The organism is Microbacterium sp. 4-7 (assembly GCF_014332665.1).
Classification (GTDB): domain Bacteria; phylum Actinomycetota; class Actinomycetes; order Actinomycetales; family Microbacteriaceae; genus Microbacterium.
This window is the reverse complement of sequence record NZ_MCRH01000001.1, coordinates 294,460-312,502: the sequence shown is the minus strand read 5'-3', so window position 1 is coordinate 312,502 and position 18,043 is coordinate 294,460. Positions and strand designations below refer to the sequence as shown.

Genomic DNA, 18,043 nt, shown 5'->3' with positions numbered 1-18,043 from the left:
TATCCGTCCGGGGCGTGAGCGGTGGCTGTTGCGGCAGAACTGTCAGAATCGCGATGTAATCGGACTAAGTCCGATGTAAAGCGCAAGATCCACTCCGTCGCGATCCCGCACCCGCGACGGGTTGTTTCGATCATACGGATGGGGTCGGACAGTCCGCCTCCGAGACTTCTGCATCTCGATGGTGTGCATCTCCTCGACCCGTCGTTTCCCGATCCCCCGAAACGACAGCTCTAGCGTCGAAGTTCGTAGCCCTGCTCGTTGAGGAGTTTGATTGCGATCTCGAGCAGCGCCCCAATGAACTCGATGAGGTTTGCAATCAACTCCTCGTCTGGTTCGTATAGAGCCCCGCCCATCTGAGGTGTAGATGGGGGCGTCTCGATCGCGTGGCGCAGAGTGGTGATGAACTGCCCGTGCGCGTGAGCCGAAGTAATTGCCCAATAGTTGAAGGTCTGCAGCGTGGGGCCTGGAACGCGACTCGCTATCTTCCTTGTGATCGAGGAGGGGTCGATCAATGGTGCGCTGAGAATGTCCTTGGGATCAGACCCGAGGTTGGTCGCCGTGGTCCTGAGAAAACGCCCGAGTGCTGCTATTCCCTGTTCCGTCTTGTCATCCGGCGTTCGCGCTTTGCGCAGAGCGTTCGTCAGCTTCAGCCCGTGCCTGTACTCGATACGAGCAATCTCGAGTGCCCTGCGGACTCTAGTAGAGGAATCGGTGCCGTCAAGAATCCAGATGACCTCCACGAGCCCCTCCAAGACCGGGCGGAACAACGTGTAGTCAGCCTGCATGTGGAGGAGCAACACGTCCTCGTCGGGGCTAGCGGCAAGCTCCGCCCAAGCGGATACATGGTCTGCAACGGTGAGGACGAGCCCGGAGACTATGGCGTGAGGGATGACGATGTTTCCTGCGAGGGCTTGATCTTCCTCTGCCATCGACCCCTGTCGAACCGTGGGCACTCCACTCTTGATCGCCGCCGCGAAATCCCGGAAGCCTTCGACGGCACCGCCGAGAGTCTGCAATGTCGAACGCTTTGTCATAACACTGAGCGTACGGGTGGATTGAACGCCGTCTGATACACCGAGAATCGCGGTCTCGCCTTTAGCGAATGACTCCTGCTCATCTAGGCGGTCCTACTTATTGACGCGGTAGCCGAGTCTCTTCACGGCTTTCGCGAGGTACACGTTCGCGCTGGATGAGTCCAGGCGGGTGTGCACCAACGGCAGCTGGGGGAACGAGTCCTCGGCGGGCGAGAACAGTGTCACCATCGGGCCGAAGTCGATCGATGACACATGGTAGAGCCCGTCGATGCTCGACCCAAGCTGGTCATGAATCGCATTCGCCCAGTTCCGGGTGTATCGCTTGGGCCCCATCTGAATCGAAGAGGTCGTGCCGTTGATCACAGGCCAGTTGCTGGTGAGGTCCAGCAACCGAAGCTCCCGCGTCGGTCGCCAAGCCGCGAGGGTACTTCCACGAGCGCGCCGGTTGATAATCCGCCCCTTCTGAAACACCTCGCCGAGAGCTGTTGTAGATCCAGCGGCTACGTACATCACGCCATAATCGGCATGATGCTGCTGCGGCTCGGGATGCGGGTCAAAGCGCATGGTTCTGACCGGCCCGAAGTGCCGCAGCTCGTCCCACGCCTGTGGATGAGCACCCCTTGTAGCGAAGACCCGCCAGAGGAGCCCATCGTATGTTCTCAGGTGCTCGCTGGCGTCGAGTGTGAGCGACGCCGGGGGCGTTGCGGGGACCTTCGCGCTCGACGGGCTCACCTGATGTCGGCGTCTTCGAGGATTCCCACTACGGGTGCGGGGTCCTTCGCGGCAGCCAGCCACTCGATCGGCGTCATCCACTCCTTGGGGTCGACCGAGTCCTCGGTCGACCGCAAGTCATCCTGAGGCGTTGTCATGAAGCCTTCGACGTCGGCTGGATCCCAGTCGGATGGGATTGCTCTAACGAGCAGGGGGAGATGGGGGATCGTGGAGACCTTCTCGCCTGGAATGAACTGCCATCGAGGGTAGAGACGGATCCTTCCGGCCCGGAAGCCGTACAAAGTGTTCTTGCTTTGTCGGTGACGCACACTGGAGGCATCGATCCCGAGCAGCGCTGCAACTTCGGACGCGGTGTACGTATTGGTGAGGGCGCGCACGTGAGTCTCGCGCTCGAGCTTGGCGAGCCCGCCGCTGGTGACGAATGCGGATGCCTCGGCGAACTCCTCCGGAGTGAAATCGCCGGATTCGATCAGGAAGTTGGCTTCCTGCTCTGTGAGGCCCAGTTCGGTCGATTGACGGTCGGTCATCGCATCGGCGAGCTCGTCGATGAGTGCGTTGAACACGGATACGTCGACGTTTGACGTCTTCGCCACCTGCGCAAGGCGCTCGACACCGGCTTGTACGTCGGTCTTTGCTGGGGCCTTGGTCGCCACGACGAGCTTTGGGTTCCCGTCGAGGGATCGACCTGTCACAGTGCCGCGGCCCACAGCGACCTCGCGACCGGCGACGCGAGCCGAGGCGGCACGGGTGCGACTTTTCTTCACGGCCATCTGGCCTCCTCGCGTCGTCATCTGGTTAGCGCGTACACGCATTATCTTACGCGCGCTTTTGCGTGTATGGATCCGAGGAAGGTGTCAAGGTGCGAGCGGTCAAGCGCTCCCCTGGCGTGGGAGCAGGGCGCTGAAGGAGGCATATCGTCCGCGCATTCAAGGCGGCACCCCATCCCCTGACCACCTTCCTCCCCGGCGGGCCACGTCTTCAACGCGCAGCAATCAGCGAGGGTGTCGTTGGCCTACGCTTGAATGCTTGCGTGGGGAAGAACAAAAAATCTCGTAGAAACAAGCGGCCTCGATCTCAACCGCGCGCGGTGAGCGCCGCGCAACGGGAGCCAGACGCACTCGAACAGGCTTTTTCAGCGTACGATCCGGACGAGCTCTGGACGTTGGTATTCGCCGCCGCCACGTCCCCGGGCAACAGGCATCGATCGGTGACATTGGGAAGCAGCTTCGCGGCCGCACTACGAGCCTCCGCCGCTCCGGCATCAGACGATTACCACCCGCTGCCGTCGATCCAAGCACTGTCCGATCTAGCGGCTACCACCTATGGGATCGGCCCGGCGCGTGAAGACTTCATCCCGACCGACCCGACCCGAACAGCCTTACTCACCGTCGGCTCGGAGTCGCTGCGTGCAGTGCCTGGCCTCACCGAACGGCCGGTCGCCGACCTCACGCGTTCGCTCCGAATGGCGGAAGCGGTAGACGGTCGGCTCCGCAGGCGATTTCGATTCGGTATTGCGAACGTGGTGAACGTGGCGATGAGGTACGGCGACTTCTGCGTCCGCCACCTTGCGGACGCGTGGGTGCCAGCCCCGGATCTCGAGCTCAACGATGAGGTTTCATTGCCGGACGTTGAGTTCGAAGCGACGCGGGCCTTCCTCAACCTGGGCCCTCTCGACCACATCGAACTCGGTGAGGCTGACAAGAGAGCGTTGGAATGGATGACGATCTCCGCAAGTGAGGCCGCATTCGATGCTGAGAGTCCGTCCAGTCCGTTCGGGAGGTTCCTTCGCTTTGCTGACTCAGCGGGCGGATTCCGATGGGTGCCGCCACTCTTCATCCCAGAGATCATGGCTCATGCCGTACAAGAACTGGTATCCGCGCTTGATCGAGACGGGCATGCGCGACGAGCCCTCAGGGTTTCTTGTCTGAACCAGATCCGCCGGGCCCTATGGCGCTTTTCCAACAGCTTGATCGAATCCCCTCCGAACAGCGAAAGTGTCGATTCCCCGCTTCGAGGGATCGACGTTCAGTGGCTGGTGCCGGTGAATCCATCCACATGCATAGCTGTCTCGGTCATCTATGTTCCCGACCTGGGGTCCACCCCACCGCCGCGCATCGGCTCAGTGGAGCTGGCTAAACAGATGAGGTCGCACGCCGGTCCACTGTCGGTGCGCATGGCGGGCGGACGACAAGGGACCATCAGGCCGGGCGCGGAGGTCATCCCGCTGACGGTTTTCGCCGCGGCCGGTCACATCGCTGTGCCGCAAGCTTTCGGCGAAGCAAACCTCGCGCTCGAAGACTTGACTTGGATCTCAGAGACGGCCACGTCCCGCGATGATCTCTACGCATTCGCGCGGGATCTGAGCGCTCCCGATTTCCCCGAGAGTTTCGGGTGGGAGGCGATCAACTACTGGGAGCCATGGAAGGCCAATGGCAAGTCGTTCTTCAAGGGTGGCATGGTACCCACCGCCATCTACTTTGAAGCCCACGCGGGCGAGGCCGAGTGGGATCGCGCGGTAGAGCTATCGGATCTCGAAGCGTCGCTCCTCAGAGTCGGGCTCCCTCCGCTTCGTGACCTGCGAGCAGCGGAGGTTGCTCCGGGGCCGGTCGCCAATGTCGCGGCGCTCGAAGGTGACGCCACCTACGACGTCGACCGCGGCGTCAATACCGCGCCGGATGTCGTCGGGTGGTCCCTCGCGCTTACCGAACCCCCCGTCGCTGTGGCACGGGCGAGCTCGGAGGACCTGTCCGCCGACTACCGACGGTTCGTCTTTGACTTGTGCGGCGGGCTGATCTACGGCTTTGCTGCGCTTGGTGATCGATGGCGTTCCGCGCACCAGGCGATCGATGTGCCCGGATACGTCCTCCATCTCCACACATCGGAAGCGGTCTCGGGTGAATCATCCGGCGTGGTCACGCCGTATCTCGACCCGCACGCGCGTGCCGTCGATGAACCAGTCAACTTTTTGTGGCGCATCGATGTCGAGGGATTCGCAGATTCGGCGAATGGAGATCCGTACGCGGCGAATCTCCTAACAGGGGACGCAGTGTTCGATCTGCTCCGCGCGGGAGGCGTGGATGTCGAAGCGGCGGCGGCGCTCCGCGACCAGTGGCGCACAGCGAAGCCCTTTCTCATCTTGGAGATGAAGCAGGCGCGGACCACTCTCAATCACCTGCCTGGTCCGTGGGGTCTACGACCCTCTGACGAGAGCCGCATGGTTGCGGCTTTGGGGCGACGACTCCACGGTGCCGGCGTCGAACCGGGAGAGTACCGAGCGGACGACGCGAATCGACTTACCCGCGAGCATCTTGCGCCGGTTGCTCTCGAAACTCTGCTGGAAGGAATCAAGAGACACGACGTGAGCGAGGTGGTGTTGACGGGGATGGAGCAGCTGGCGAGAGTGATGGACAGCGCTATTCATCAGCAAGACGATCTGTCCCGAGTCGCCGCGAACCTCTCTACCGAATGGGACCCGCTCACCCGCACCGCCGAGCTCTCGGCGGAGACACTTCAGCTTCGTCAATGTAACGAGATCGTGGTGGAAGCTGCCTTGCGCATCCTGGACAAGCCGACGGAAGCGAAGCCGATCACTCCTCAGGCGTGGAGCGGTCTTCTTGCCGCCGCAGACGCATACCTCACCGCGACCACACTGAGCGAGCGGATGTATCACCAAGTCGCGCCCGCAGTCATCAACCTCAGCCCAATGTACGAGCTCGCCGTCGACGATGATCCGCATCCCGACGCATCGGCGTGGGGCCTGCGAAACGACGAACTGAGCCGCGCGGCCGCGAGCGTTCGGCTGTATGGCGCTGAAGATGGCGATTCGCTTCTACAGACGAACGAAGGAGACGACCTTGAGGGCGCTTTCCAGCGTGCATGGGGGGCGACGTCGCAGGACATGCTCTCCACCCTCGCCGCACTCGCGAAATGGGAGACCTTTGAGCCAGGCAGGACGACCGCGCACGTCACAGTGGCCGAGGCAACAGCATGGGGCTGTGACGCGCTAGGCCCGGGCGCGGATGAGGCGAAGAGAACGCGTGTCGAAGCCGCTATCCGGATGCTCACCAGCACGGCCGTCCAGATACAAGCCGTCGAGTGGAAACCCTGGCAAACGCGCACGCGGCGTCACCGGCTCCTCGTGCAACCGCTGGTGCAAGACTCGGACGGACGGCTCATTGTCAGCCCGCAGTACTTGCTGACGTCCTTTCAGGTCTACTACCGCCACCTACTCCAAGGAGTTCTTCCCTGGGCGGGGGACGTTCCTCAGCCTGTCACCGACGCGCTTGCGGACCGCCGTGCGCGCCGCAACATTCGGTTCGAAAGGTTCCTTCAAGACCGGCTAGAGCAACTCGGATACACCACGGTCGCCCGCGTGAAACCCAACGACCACGCGCGACTCGGCGTGCCGACTCTCACTACCGAAGTTGACCTCGTGTGCGGACGCCCTGGAGACAGCACCCTGTGGCTGATTGAGGCCAAAGACCCCGCATCAGTTCACGGATTCGCCGAGACGGCACGCCAACTGCGCTCTTTCTTCCGGGACCAGCTAGGGACCCGCGCTACCAAGCCCTGCTACACCACGCAGCTGTCCCGAAAGGAGAGCGAACTGGCGCCCCACGTTGCGAGCATTGCGGCGCGTCTGGGACTCGGCGACCCCCCGCAGGGAGAGCAGTTCCACCTGAGCACCCTCTTCGTAACCCGTAATCTCACTCCGGCAAGCTACGTCGACGAGCGGTATCGGGTTGAGACGGCGACGGAGTTTCTCGCAGCTCGAGGCCAAACGCCGTAGGCGACATGCGAGAGCGGCGGCGCGCACGAGTTCGCGTCCCCAGCAGGAGCTCTATCGCCACTTCTGAGCCTCGATGATCCGAGCCAGGGTTTCCACGTCGCCGCCGCGCCTGAACCATTCCACAGGGCTCTGCTGCCCGTCGGTGACCATGACCGGCTGGGGCGTCGCCATGAGAGCCGATACCGACACCCATCCTTTGTCTTTCACAATGTCAATGATCTCGGTCAGGTGCGGCAGGATTTTTCCTGGCGACGAGAGACTGAACTGCCACGACGGAAACCGTCTGGAGTGGGCAACATCGACGGCGTACAACTCGCCACGATCGGCGGCGGCGAAGAGCGAGTCCTCGTCCATACTCAAGAAGGCAGCGGCTGCGGACGCGGACATGGTTTGAAGCACGCCCGTCAGAAGGGTGCTCGCTACACTCGCCAGAACACCGCCGCGAGCAACCCGAGTCGATGTCTTCTCGAACGACTCGGGCGTGAAGGCCTTGGACCGGGTGAGATAGCTGATCTCCTGCGGCGTCAGCTCTTCCTGATCCGCGATCGGTCGCTCTGCGAGCAGCTGGTCAGTCAGCGCTCGAACGATGAAGTCCCCGTCGGCGTTCAACCGAGCGACGGCGTCAGTGAACGCCGCGATCACATCGGTGGATGGCTGTGCATGCCAAGGGCGGGTCCGTGGCTGGCCATCGGTTTCATCCATGTGCGACAGCGTAGATGAGCCTTCGCCGGAAGGGGAGGCCTCCCTGGGCATCGACGTCGCGCACGCCACAGAGTCGATGTCAGGCGACTAGATGTAGTTCCTCGGGACGTTGTGATCACGTGAGTTAGCGAAGACCTCCGGGCAGGATGTGGGTTACCACACTCACATTCCACACACGGAGGTCTTCGTGACTCACGCTAACGCACCCCTGACGCCCGTTGGTCGGGCTCGGCTGGCCGACCTGATCAACACTCAAGGCTGGTCGGTGCGGCGAGCGGCCGAGCGGTTCCAGGTGTCGCCGGCAACAGCATCGAAGTAGGCCCGGCGAGCTCGCACGGGCGCCTCTGAGGCGGATCGCTCTTCGCGGCCTCGTCGCAGTCCTGCGCGCACCGCGCGGCGCCTCGAGCGGCGGATCATCGCACTGCGGTTCACGAGACGATGGGGTCCGCACCGGATCGGATATCACCTCCGCATGCCCCGCTCCACCGTCGAGCGGGTTCTGCACCGATACCGGATGCCGATCCTGACGCACGTCGATCAGGCCACCGGCCTCCCTGTCCGGCGACCGAAACCCGTTCGCTACGAACGAGGACAGCCGGGCGACCTCATCCACGTCGACATCAAAAAGCAAGGCCGCATCCCTGACGGCGGCGGGCATCGCATGCTGGGCCGCACCATCGGGAACCGGAACAACAAGAAGAAGGGCCGCGGTTACGCGTTCCTCCATCACGCCGTCGATGACCACTCCCGGCTCGCCTACTCAGAGATCCTCGACGACGAACGCAAAGAGACCGCATCAGCGTTCTGGGCCAGAGCCGAGGCCTTCTTCACACGCGCGGGCATCACCGTCCGAGAGGTCCTCACCGACAACGGTTCTTGCTACCGCTCACACGCGTTCGCGACCGCTCTCGGCCCCGACATCAAACACCGATTCACGAAGCCCTACCGCCCGCAGACGAACGGGAAGGTCGAACGCTTCAACCGCACCCTCGCCCACGAATGGGCCTACGCCGAGACCTACGCCAGCGACGAAGCCCGAGCAGCCACCTACGACGCCTGGCTCCATCACTACAATCACCACAGACCCCACACCGGCATCGGCGGCCACACACCCTCAGACCGCGTTCACAACCTCACGGGGAAGAACAGCTAGCGCTGGGGGCGAGGAGGACTCAGCGCCACAGGTCAAAAAGCCCAGACGAGGTTCGCATCGGGTCCTGTTACTACTTGCGACATTCGGGGCAGTGGGCGTGGGGTCTGCGGGTTCTGGTCTGAATCTTGGACGGCCACGAATATCCGCAAGCGCAGATCCACATGACTTTTCGACCAGACCCGACGGTGACCTCGGTAGGAGAGAGGGCGTTCGCTGGATCCCATTGCTTGGCGAGATCGGGGCGCAGCGTCGCAAGGTCGTTCTCGCCAGGGATGGGCAGCTTTCCTGCGCAGTAGGGGCAGCCGCAGCCGGAAGTGCGGTTCTTGACGGTCGCCGGCCACGAGTGGTTGCGATGGCAGATCCATGACACCTTCACGTGGGATGAGACTGTGACCTGGTTCGGTGAGCAGTCGTTGCTGGGATCCCATTGTGCGGCGATATCCGGTCGGCGTGTCGCGAGGTCAGTGGCTCCCGGGATGGCGACCCGTCCGGAGCACGAGGGGCAACCGGAACCAGCATGTCGATTGGCGACTGTCGCTGGCCAGGTGTGGTTCTTCGCGCAGCGCCACAGGGCTTCATAGGAGCTACTAACGGTCACTTCGGACGGTGTCCGGTCGTTCGCCCCTGCTTCGTGGTCCCACTCCGAAGCCAGATGAAGGTCGAGAGTTCCCAAGTCGTTGAATCCTGCGAGGACGACCCGATTCGCGCATACGGGGCATCCCGTCTTGTCCGTCGTGCGACCCCAGACGGGAAGCTCCCACGTGTGACTCAGGCCGCAACGCCATACCGCGGGGTAATCCGAGCCCGCGGTGACCTCGCTCGGAGTCTTGGAGTTCGCGGGGTCCCACTGTTCGGCGAGTTGAGGGTGGGTGGTGGCGAGGTCGTTGAAACCGGCGAGGGTGCGTTGGTTGGAGCAGTACGGGCACCCGTATCCTGAGCAACGGCCGCCGACAGCCGCGTCCCAGCTATGGTCGCAGGGGCCTCGCCACCAGACGACACGATCTGATCCGGGGGTGACTGTCTCCGGAGTGATGGAGCTGTCGTTGCGTTCGTAATCCCACTCTGCTGCGAGGCCTGGGTGAAGAGTGGCTAAGTCTGTTTCACCTGGTATCGCCCGGCTACCGCTGCAGTAGGGGCAGCTGCTTTCTTGCGTGGTGCGGGAGCGCACCTGGGCGGGCCAGGTGTGCTCTTGAGCAGTACACAGCCAGTTGATTTTCCGTGCGGAGGTGACGCTGACGTGATGAGGGTCCCCGCGGTTGGCTCCTGGGGTGGTGTCCCATTCCGCGGCGATGTCCGGCCGCAGGGTGCCGAGGTCGGTATGTCCAGGCCAGAAGTCCATGCCGATGCAGTATGAGCAGTTCGTCTCGGCAAAGCCTCGCACGTGGGGGCTTGCTTCCCAGGAGTGCCCCTCTTCGCACAACCACCAGGCTTTGTGGGAGACATCTACTCCCGACCAGGGGTCTCGGGTGGGCGGGTTGCGATCCCAGTCCCATTCGGAGATGGCTTGCGGGTGTCGGAGGATCCATAGCGGGTAGTTGGCGGTGGCGTCGAGGATGCGGGGGACGTCGACGGTGTCGAGGGCGGCTTCCAAGGGGCGGAACTTCGTGGGGATGGTGTGGCGGCGGAGGGGTCGGAGCCAGAGAATCACCCGTTCGACGAGGACGTCGCTGTTGGCGAAGCCCAACGTTGCGTTGATGTCGAGTCGTAGATCTGCCGCCGACTGAGTGCGCCATCGTGCGCAGTGCGAACGATTGGACAAGATCTGCAGAACGCGCACCGTCGCGCGGTACAGATGTGCGCGGCGATCGATCTCGCGTGCCGCGCTCATCAAGGACTGATTCTGCCCGGTCTCTCCGTCCTGGGCGGAGAGGGTGTCGTTGTCGCGCACCATGGCCCACACTTGACTGTGCAGCTGCGTGGTGACCCGACCAGTAGCGACGAGTCGACGGAAGGAGAGTTCCGCGTTCCGAAGCGTGGGATCGAAGGGAACGATAACCTGGGTATCGAGTTCGGTTCCGGGACCGACCCACACCATCTGCCCCGGGTGTCGGAGACAGAAGTTTTCCCGATCATGGGAAATTTGCTCGATCGTCTCCCCGGCACTGCATAGGCGGCACAGGAAGCGCTGCGGGTAGGCCCGTGTGGAGTCCGGTTGCGCTAGACGTTTCATGCGGAGGTAGTGACCGGCCGGGCGCCCTGCCGTCGCCTCGACCGCCCGAGCGGCCGCTTCATCGTCGATCCAGACGCGGTGGATGTTCGGTTGCGCTCGGCTGGTCAGTGCCCTCTCGGCGAAATCGAACGGCACTCCTGCGGCGCGGCATTGCCGCTGCGCGTAGGAGCGTGGCGTCTCAAGATGATGCCACTTGGGTCGTTTCGCCCACGCCTGCGTGCTGGTCATGCGGCGTCCACCAAGTCGTCCAGGGTGACGTTGTGTGTGTTGAGCGTGGTGCGCCGGAGAGTATCGAGAACCCCGAAGAGTCCCTCGCGGGTTACGGTCTCCGAGGTGCGCGATTCGTCGCGCAAGATGGACGCGACTAGGCGGTCCACGATCATCGCGAGAACGGCGAGTTTCCCGTCGGCGGCGTGGACTAGCGTGCCGGCGTTGCGGGTGAGAAGGCCGTGGACGTGCCCACATAGTGGTAGGAAGCTGTCGAAGGTGGCGACCCATTTGATCCATTGTTCGAAGTCCTCTTGGACGGCGGGGTCGATCTTGTCGAGTGTGACGAAGTCGCAGCGTGCGCTGACTTGCAGCCCGTCGCCCGTCTTGAATGCTTGGTCGAGATTGATTCCAACCAGGACGACGGTCGCACAGGACTCATTCTGGAGAGCCTTGATGACACTGGAGGGTTCAGTCCCGCCAAGCTTGTGCGCTTCGTCGATCACCAGCAGCTTCGTGCCATGTCGATGGAGGGCTTCGACGGCAAGCTTCCGCAGCCGGTCGGTGGCAATCTGTTTGGGGAGAACGATGGTGGGGGCGAGAAACTCCACGATCTGGGCAAGGAGAGCTTTCCCGGTCGAGTGTTCGGTCATCTCCACCCAGACGACCGGTGCGTCTCCGTCTCTGAGGTAGTCGGGGTGTTGGGCTGCGTGTCTGCGTTCTACGGATCGAGCCAACAGGAGAGCGAGTTCTGTCTTGCCGGAGAACATCGGCGCGGATACCATCAGCCCGCGCCGCGAGTTCTTCAGCCGAGGGTTGATTCGGATGAGGTCCTCCAGAATGCGAGCGCAGACTGCTTGCTCGCGCGTCTTCACCCTCAACGTCAGCCGGAGAAAGTCTTCGCGAGCTTGGTCGTATAGCTCTCGGGCTTCACTATCCAGATCTGTGTACTGCCGGAAGGTGATCTTCGGCGGCGATGCGGGCTCGGCGTCGAATGCTTCTCGAAGCCCTGCAAGGCTGGTCTTGCGGTCATGGTGGAGGACGAGTGGGGTGATCTTCATGGATCAAGCTCCTCTGCTTGAGCGAGATGTATGTCGGGGGACGTCCAATCGATGGTGCTGATGTCGACGGGTTTGGCCCATTGCCGTAATGGGATCGGTGTCGTTGTCGAGGGGCCTGACTCGCGTTGAGCTTCGACCTTGAGGCGCTGTTGCTCTCGCTTGTGTTGGGTGCGCTTGCGCTTGTCTCCTCGCTCGCGGCTTTCGACATGATCGATCCACTCCCGGCGGCGATCGGGATCGTCGATAGCGGCGTCGGGGTATCGGGTAAGGAGTTTCATGTCGATCTCGGCGACCATCGGTGCCGTCTTCTCTCGCAGAGCGACGTCCCAACACTCGATCCACAAGCCGGTTTCCGGGTGACGTACCCAGACGGCATTCGCGTTGTAGGGGTCGAAGCTCACCGGGAACTTCCTCGCTCTCGCGGATCCCGGTTCAGCGCCCGTGAGGGAGCGACTGCGGAGGTCCTCCAGGTCGGGCGAGTCGTAGCGGCGATTGTGGAGATCGATCCCTGCACGACCGATCATGCGACGTTCGGTCGGCAACAGGGCGAGGTACTCCTCGACTCCGAAAGGCACTGGGACGCCAGGCCCGACGCTGAAGAGTTCGGTGTACATCTGATTCGGGGTGAAGATCCGTCCGGGGGAGCTCGTCGACTTCAGGCCCTGGTGCGGTTTGTTCAGGTAGATGTTGGATATCCAACTGTCCAGGATGAGCCGGAGCGAGTCCAAGGTGAGCGTGGGGTTGTCGCGGGCGCCTCGATGCGCCACGGAGTTCCCCACGAAACCGGCCAACCATGCGGCGAAATCTGATGAGAGGGTGCCGAAGTTGCGTTCAACATGTGGCTTCACCGTCGGCGTTCCGGAGGGCGCGAGCTCCCTGTGGATTCCGTACGCACGGCAGGCATCTCTGAACGTGCGGGACCGAAAATCAGCTCCGCCGTCGATGGTGATTGATCGCGGAAAGATCCATGGGAGAGCCAGAGACTCGTCGCTGAGGTAGGGGTTCACCTGCTTCATCAGCGCGGAAGGCAAGGCGGCTGACCCCGAGAGAGTGGCAGCGCCCGAACCAGGCACGGCTTTGCGCCCGATGATGGCTCGGGCGAGCAGGAGCGCATGATCGAATCCGCCAGGGCTATCCGCGTGGATCGCCCAAGCGAGCGGCACTCGGCTGGCGACGTCGAGAAGCACGGTGAGTTTCGGACGGAACTCACTGGTCTCATCCCAAACGAGAACGTCGAGGTCCGTTGAATCGATCTCGCATCGCTCTCCAAGTTGATAGGCAGCTCCGGAGTGGTACTGACGCTTTGGGCTGTTGTCGGTGTTTCTCCGGGTGGTCGCTTTGTCGAAGCTGTAACGGCCTGCAGCCCGCTCGTTGATGTAGCCCTGGAGGGTGCGAGCCTTGATCTCACAAATGGGGTCGCCCGGGTAGGTTGTCTCGAGCGCTCGCCTCACCAAGACAGCGCAACGCTTTTTGCTACTCGTGGCCTTGTCCGTCTGGCGATCGAGGAATCGATCGATGATCGTCACCAGCCGCGGATCTGCCCGGCTGATGGCGAGTCGCTGCTCGCCCTTCCGGTGCATGCGGGCATTCAGCCCCGCTGCACCGTCTTGCTGGTAGGTCTTCCATAGGAGGTGAAAGGTACTGCGCGCTCGCCCCAGTGACGTGCCTTTCAACTCCAGCAGCTTCGCGTCAACGCGTGCGTTCTGAGTCGTCAGCGCAGGGTCATACTGCGCCCGAGGAGTGGAAGCCAACGGATCCATTGGTCTCCCGGTGAACGCCTCAAGGAGATGGGCCTCCATATCGCACACGTTGGTCGGCCACGCGTCCCCGTCCGGACGAAGCGATACCGCGCGCTCGCGTTGAGCCGTGCCGGCATGGCGCAGGAACTCGTCTACGGACATGATGAGGTGTCGATCGGGTGCGTTCTCGGACCGGAGCTTCACCTCTAGGCCGGGGATGATGTGGGCCCAGACCCAGATCTCGCCGTCAATGTCGAAAGAGTCCCCGAGTTTCAGCTTGCTCTCGTCAGACACTGATCGCATCCGTTCTCTCCCGACGTGCGGTAGTCAGTAGCGCGTTGCTATTGAAGACCGCAGACAGATCGAGCGCGAGAAGTCTGCGCCAGGCGAGGTTGTCAACCCATGCGCAGGCAAGAGGTGGGCAATCTGGTGATGCCAGCTCGCACAACTCCCGGCGAGTCTTGCTGTCAGTTGCCGCGTCGAGGATCCTGTCCTCGACGTCAGCAGGCGGCCTGCAACGGTCATGACGCGACGCCGACAACCATTCGACCACGCGGGTCGCATGGATGCTGTGGCCGGAAAGTACCTGATAGTGCCAGCCGAGCGTTGCCGACACAACCGCGGTTTCATCGAACTGCAGTTGCGCAGACTTGTCGATGCGTTCCTTTGGCCTCACGTCTCGAACGGCGTAGGAGTCGTCCGACATCTGCAATAGGAAATCCGGCACGTGCCAGTGACCCGCCATCGGCGAGCGAACGCCGAACACCACGCCAAATGGCTGCGACCACACCTTTGCTACTTGCCCGCCGAAATCGAGCCACATCAACTCGTCGCGCTCGAACTGAGACTCACACCATACGTGGCTACGGGTGCGACTCCAGAAGTACTCAGACCCCGTGAAAAAGTGGCTTGCGCCCTTCGATACTCGAACCTTCATCGGGTCGATGACCGACCAATCCAAACGGCCGAGACTTCGGTTGACCGGTGCGAACGAGACGCTATCCGCGTAGCCGGATGCGGAACGATGATCGCGCGGCACCCAGTGCAGCTCCGAGCCCTTCGAGAATCGTCGCCGTGCGATCAACCGTGCAATCTCAGCTGGCTTCATCACCACTCCAAGGAAGGCGGAGTACCTGAGTAGGCACATCGTTGTCGCCTGCGCCCAGGATCCGCCGGGTCGGCTTTGCCTGGCTCCCGACACACCGGTATGGCTCGGATTAGAGTTCGATCTGATGTCCGGCAACGACCGAACGAGAACACTGATGCCACCGCCGAGCAATCTGCAACGCTGAGACGGTGTGCAGGCGGTCGTCGTCGGAATTGCGTTGGAATGACGCAGTTGGCCTTCAGCTGACACGTCATCCTCCCGGAGGTGCTCTGTGTGTCAGCAGACCGAAGTTGCCGACGCGGCGACTTGCCCTGGCGGACGTCGGAAGCGGTAAGAGGCCCGCAGGACGGTGGCCCGGTTCGGCGGACGCATAGGGGATCTGCGTAGAGTGCGAGATGTGCCTCGAAATCCTCGCTTTCGCACCATTCGTGGTGCGATCGGAGCCATGCTCGCCGCGGTGTTCGCCATCGGTCTGAGCGGGTGTGCGCCGGATCCGGTCAGCGATTCCTTCCTCAAGGGTGAGAACACCGGGTATGTGGCCGCTGGCGGCGCGATCGTCGAGATCCCGATCGACGAGCGGAGCGAACCGGTCGACTTCAGCGGCATCACTGAAACTGGTGATGATTTCGACAGCGCAGACAACGCCGGCAAGGTCACGGTGGTGAACTTCTGGTACGCCGGGTGCGCGCCGTGCCGCATCGAGGCGAAGGATCTCGAAAGCGTCTGGCAAGAATACGGCGGCGAGGATGTAGCTTTCATCGGCATCAATACCCGCGACCAGGCCGACACTGCCCAGGCTTTCTCTCACGAGTTCGGCATCACCTACCCGAGCCTGATCGACGTGAACACGGCCGAGGCGAAACTCGCTTTCTCCGAGGTCGTGCCGATCCAGGCGACACCGACGACTCTCGTGCTCGACAGGCAGGGCCGTGTCGCCGCCCGCATCATCGGACCCATCGACGGCACCTCGATCCTCTCGACGCTCGTCAAGGACGCTCTGGCGGAGACACCGTGAACGCCGACACCATCATCGGGTCCGGTGCGCTCTGGCTCGCAGTCCCCGTCGCGATGCTCGCTGGCCTCGTGTCGTTCTTGTCGCCCTGCGTGCTCCCGCTGGTCCCCGGCTACCTCGGCTTCCTTGGCGGGGTGGTCGCGCCGGACTCGAAGGGTCGCGCGACGAACGCAGTCGCGCCCCAGCGCCGTCAGCTCGTAGTCGGCGTACTGCTGTTCATCCTCGGCTTCAGCGTCGTCTTCGTTCTCATCACCGCGCTGGGCGGCACGGCCGGCGTGTTCTTCCTACGCTGGGGCGACCTGGTCACACGCATCCTCGGAGTCGTCATCATCCTGATGGGGCTCGTCTTTCTCGGGTTGTTCAATTTCGCCCAGCGGGAGGTCCGCTTCCACGTCGGCTCCCGGGCCGGAATCGCAGGGGCGCCGCTACTTGGAGTGGCACTTGGTATCGGCTGGGCACCGTGCATGGGTCCGACGCTTGCCGCGATCATCGCGCTTTCGTTCAATGCTGGCGACCCTGTCCGTGCCGGCTTCCTCGGCCTCGCGTATTCGCTCGGCCTCGGCATCCCGTTCCTGTTGGTCGCATTCGGGTTCGGTTGGGCGGCGAAGACGGTCGAGTTCCTCCGTCGTCACATCCGGGTGGTGAACGTATGCGGAGGCATACTGCTGATCGTCCTCGGAATCCTGATGGTGACAGGGCTGTGGACCGACATCATGTCGCGGCTGACGGCGGTGATGGGTAGCGTCATTCTCCCTCTCTGAGATCCCTAGCAAGGATGTCGCGAGTGACGACTGGAGCAGCCCTCTCTACCCAACTGGTCATTGTGGGTGGCGCCACTTCGTGCTCCCATGTCGGAGCCTTAGATATAGACGCCGCGGTCTTCCATGAATCGGACGGGGTTGGTGTAACCACCATTGATGTAGACCTCGAAATGCAGATGGCAACCGAAGGAGCGTCCAGTGTCACCCGCGTAAGCGATGACCTGGCCCGAATTGACCCATTGCCCCCTGCCAACGAGGATGCCACTGGGTTTGATGTGCGCGTACCCGGTGCTGACGCCCCCGCCGTGTTGGATGCGGACGTAATTGCCGTAGTTGCCGTTCGCGCCGGCGTAGTCCACTGTTCCGGAGTTGGCGGCGTAGATCGCCGCTCCGCAGCCATTGGCCATGTCCGCGCCGTAGTGGTAGCTCGAGGAGCAGCCCTGCGAACCGCAGATCGGGGTCCGCGGGCCGTAGCTTGAACTTCGGCCGCCCCCGTGGGGCCGGACCCAACCGCCGCTACCGGCAGAGCCTCCGCCGCCGCCGTTGCCGCCACCGTTGGCTGCCGCTTCCGCGGCTTCGCGTTCGCGACGGGCGCGCTCTTCGGCCTCGCGCGCGGCCACACCCGACTGGTAACCAGCGACAGTCTGCGTGGTGGTGTCTTTCAGCGCGGCGAGCTGCGCCTGCATCGTCTCGAGGTTCGCGGCTTGCTCGTCGAGCGCGGCCTGTGCGGCGTCGGCCGCTTCTTGTGCCGCAATCATCTTCTGCTCTGCGACCTGCTGCAGGCGGTCTCGTTCGTCGCGGGCAACCTTCGCCTGATCGGTCAGCGATTGGGCGGTGTTGCGCGCCGAGATTGCGCCATCGTAGACCGACCGGTTGTACTCGAGAAGCTTGTCCATGGTGCCCAGGCGTGACAGGAGCTCATCGGCGTTGGCCGCGGAACCGGAGAAGAACAGTTGCAGTGCTGAATCATCTCCACCGTTGCGATACAGCTGTGCCGCAACTTGACCGGCCCTGCGCGCAGAGGTTTCGGCAATCGCTGATTGTTCGTCCGCCTGCGCCTGCAGGCTCTGAGCTTCCGTGATCGCAGCGAAGTACTCCTGCTGCGCTGCATAGAACTCGTCGGAGGCTGTATCGGCAGCAACCTGAGTCTCAGCGACCTTCCGCGTCAAGGACTGGATCAGCCCTTCGATTCGGGTGATCTCGGCAGCCTTGGCAGCTTCGTTGTTCTTGGCGCGTTGCACATCGTCCCAACTCGGGTACGACGCAGCGTACGCCGCTGAGTCGCCGGAGCCGATGCCGAGTGCAGCGAATGCAGCGACACCGAGCGCGCCGAGCCCGAAAGCGCCACGTCGAGTAACACTCAGCTTCCAGAACGAGTCGCGTTCGGCGGGCGTGGGTGCACAACCGCATTCTTCAGCCGCCTCCGTAGCCGCAGAGACGAGTCGTCCGTTCACTGTGCCCTCTCCTCGAGCTCGGCTTCGTGGATTCTGCTGCCATGGGCGCGCAGATTGGCCACGCTTGCATTGCCCGCCGTCTGGTCCATCGGCCGTACGTGGCCGCCGAAGTCGCGCCGAC

12 protein-coding genes and 1 pseudogene are annotated in these 18,043 nt (G+C 62.9%); 4 read left to right on the top strand and 9 right to left on the bottom strand.

All coding sequences use genetic code 11. From position 1 onward, the window contains the following. Positions 1 to 230 precede the first annotated feature (230 nt). The 3 genes from BEP68_RS01420 to BEP68_RS01410 form a co-directional block, all read right to left on the bottom strand. Positions 231 to 1,034: a hypothetical protein gene (locus BEP68_RS01420; protein ID WP_139305205.1), complete on the bottom strand. Its 804-nt coding sequence runs from the start codon at positions 1,032 to 1,034 to the stop codon at positions 231 to 233. 93 nt (positions 1,035 to 1,127) lie between these two features. Further along, entirely contained in the window at positions 1,128 to 1,766 is a 639-nt protein-coding gene (locus BEP68_RS01415) for an RES domain-containing protein (RefSeq protein WP_053098490.1), read from the bottom strand. Next, on the bottom strand, positions 1,763 to 2,419 hold the full coding sequence (locus tag BEP68_RS01410; protein ID WP_139305204.1) for a hypothetical protein: 657 nt from the start codon (positions 2,417 to 2,419) through the stop codon (positions 1,763 to 1,765). The genes BEP68_RS01415 and BEP68_RS01410 overlap by 4 nt, the downstream gene beginning before the upstream one ends. A gap of 377 nt (positions 2,420 to 2,796) precedes the next feature. On the opposite strand from BEP68_RS01410, the gene BEP68_RS01405 reads away from it, so the two are divergent. Next, positions 2,797 to 6,555 carry a hypothetical protein gene (locus BEP68_RS01405; protein WP_139305203.1) on the top strand — a complete coding sequence of 1,253 codons (3,759 nt, stop codon included), beginning with the start codon at positions 2,797 to 2,799 and terminating at the stop codon, positions 6,553 to 6,555. 51 nt (positions 6,556 to 6,606) lie between these two features. On the opposite strand, the gene BEP68_RS01400 is transcribed toward BEP68_RS01405, so the two are convergent. Next, positions 6,607 to 7,257, bottom strand: a complete 651-nt coding sequence (locus BEP68_RS01400; RefSeq protein ID WP_139305202.1) for a hypothetical protein — start codon at positions 7,255 to 7,257, stop codon at positions 6,607 to 6,609. Between the two features lie 187 nt (positions 7,258 to 7,444). Between BEP68_RS01400 and BEP68_RS01395 the strand changes: the two are divergent. Next, positions 7,445 to 8,410: pseudogene (locus tag BEP68_RS01395) on the top strand (IS481 family transposase). Positions 8,411 to 8,480: 70 nt separating this feature from the next. Here the strand turns inward: BEP68_RS01395 and BEP68_RS01390 are convergent. Genes BEP68_RS01390 through BEP68_RS01375 form a run of 4 tightly spaced genes read right to left on the bottom strand, consistent with a single transcriptional unit; the run spans position 8,481 to position 14,695 of the window. After that, positions 8,481 to 10,808, bottom strand: a complete 2,328-nt coding sequence (locus tag BEP68_RS01390; RefSeq protein WP_187248991.1) for a zinc-ribbon domain-containing protein — start codon at positions 10,806 to 10,808, stop codon at positions 8,481 to 8,483. Beyond that, positions 10,805 to 11,848 carry a TniB family NTP-binding protein gene (locus BEP68_RS01385; RefSeq protein ID WP_053098494.1) on the bottom strand — a complete coding sequence of 348 codons (1,044 nt, stop codon included), beginning with the start codon at positions 11,846 to 11,848 and terminating at the stop codon, positions 10,805 to 10,807. Before BEP68_RS01385 ends, BEP68_RS01390 begins: the two co-directional genes overlap by 4 nt. Beyond that, entirely contained in the window at positions 11,845 to 13,881 is a 2,037-nt protein-coding gene (locus BEP68_RS18330) for a Mu transposase C-terminal domain-containing protein (RefSeq protein ID WP_053098495.1), read from the bottom strand. The genes BEP68_RS01385 and BEP68_RS18330 overlap by 4 nt, the downstream gene beginning before the upstream one ends. Next, complete coding sequence (locus BEP68_RS01375) at positions 13,874 to 14,695, bottom strand: TnsA-like heteromeric transposase endonuclease subunit (protein WP_167347459.1); 822 nt, start codon at positions 14,693 to 14,695, stop codon at positions 13,874 to 13,876. The genes BEP68_RS18330 and BEP68_RS01375 overlap by 8 nt, the downstream gene beginning before the upstream one ends. A 445-nt stretch (positions 14,696 to 15,140) precedes the next feature. On the opposite strand from BEP68_RS01375, the gene BEP68_RS01370 reads away from it, so the two are divergent. Together BEP68_RS01370 and BEP68_RS01365 are read left to right on the top strand one after the other, a co-directional pair. Continuing rightward, a complete protein-coding gene (locus BEP68_RS01370; protein ID WP_053098497.1) occupies positions 15,141 to 15,710 on the top strand; it encodes a TlpA family protein disulfide reductase in 570 nt (189 codons plus the stop codon). Further along, positions 15,707 to 16,468: a cytochrome c biogenesis CcdA family protein gene (locus BEP68_RS01365; protein ID WP_017201929.1), complete on the top strand. Its 762-nt coding sequence runs from the start codon at positions 15,707 to 15,709 to the stop codon at positions 16,466 to 16,468. The genes BEP68_RS01370 and BEP68_RS01365 overlap by 4 nt, the downstream gene beginning before the upstream one ends. Positions 16,469 to 16,566: 98 nt before the next feature. Here BEP68_RS01365 and BEP68_RS01360 read toward each other — a convergent pair whose 3' ends face one another. After that, entirely contained in the window at positions 16,567 to 17,922 is a 1,356-nt protein-coding gene (locus BEP68_RS01360; protein ID WP_026049678.1) for a M23 family metallopeptidase, read from the bottom strand. Positions 17,923 to 18,043 lie beyond the last annotated feature (121 nt).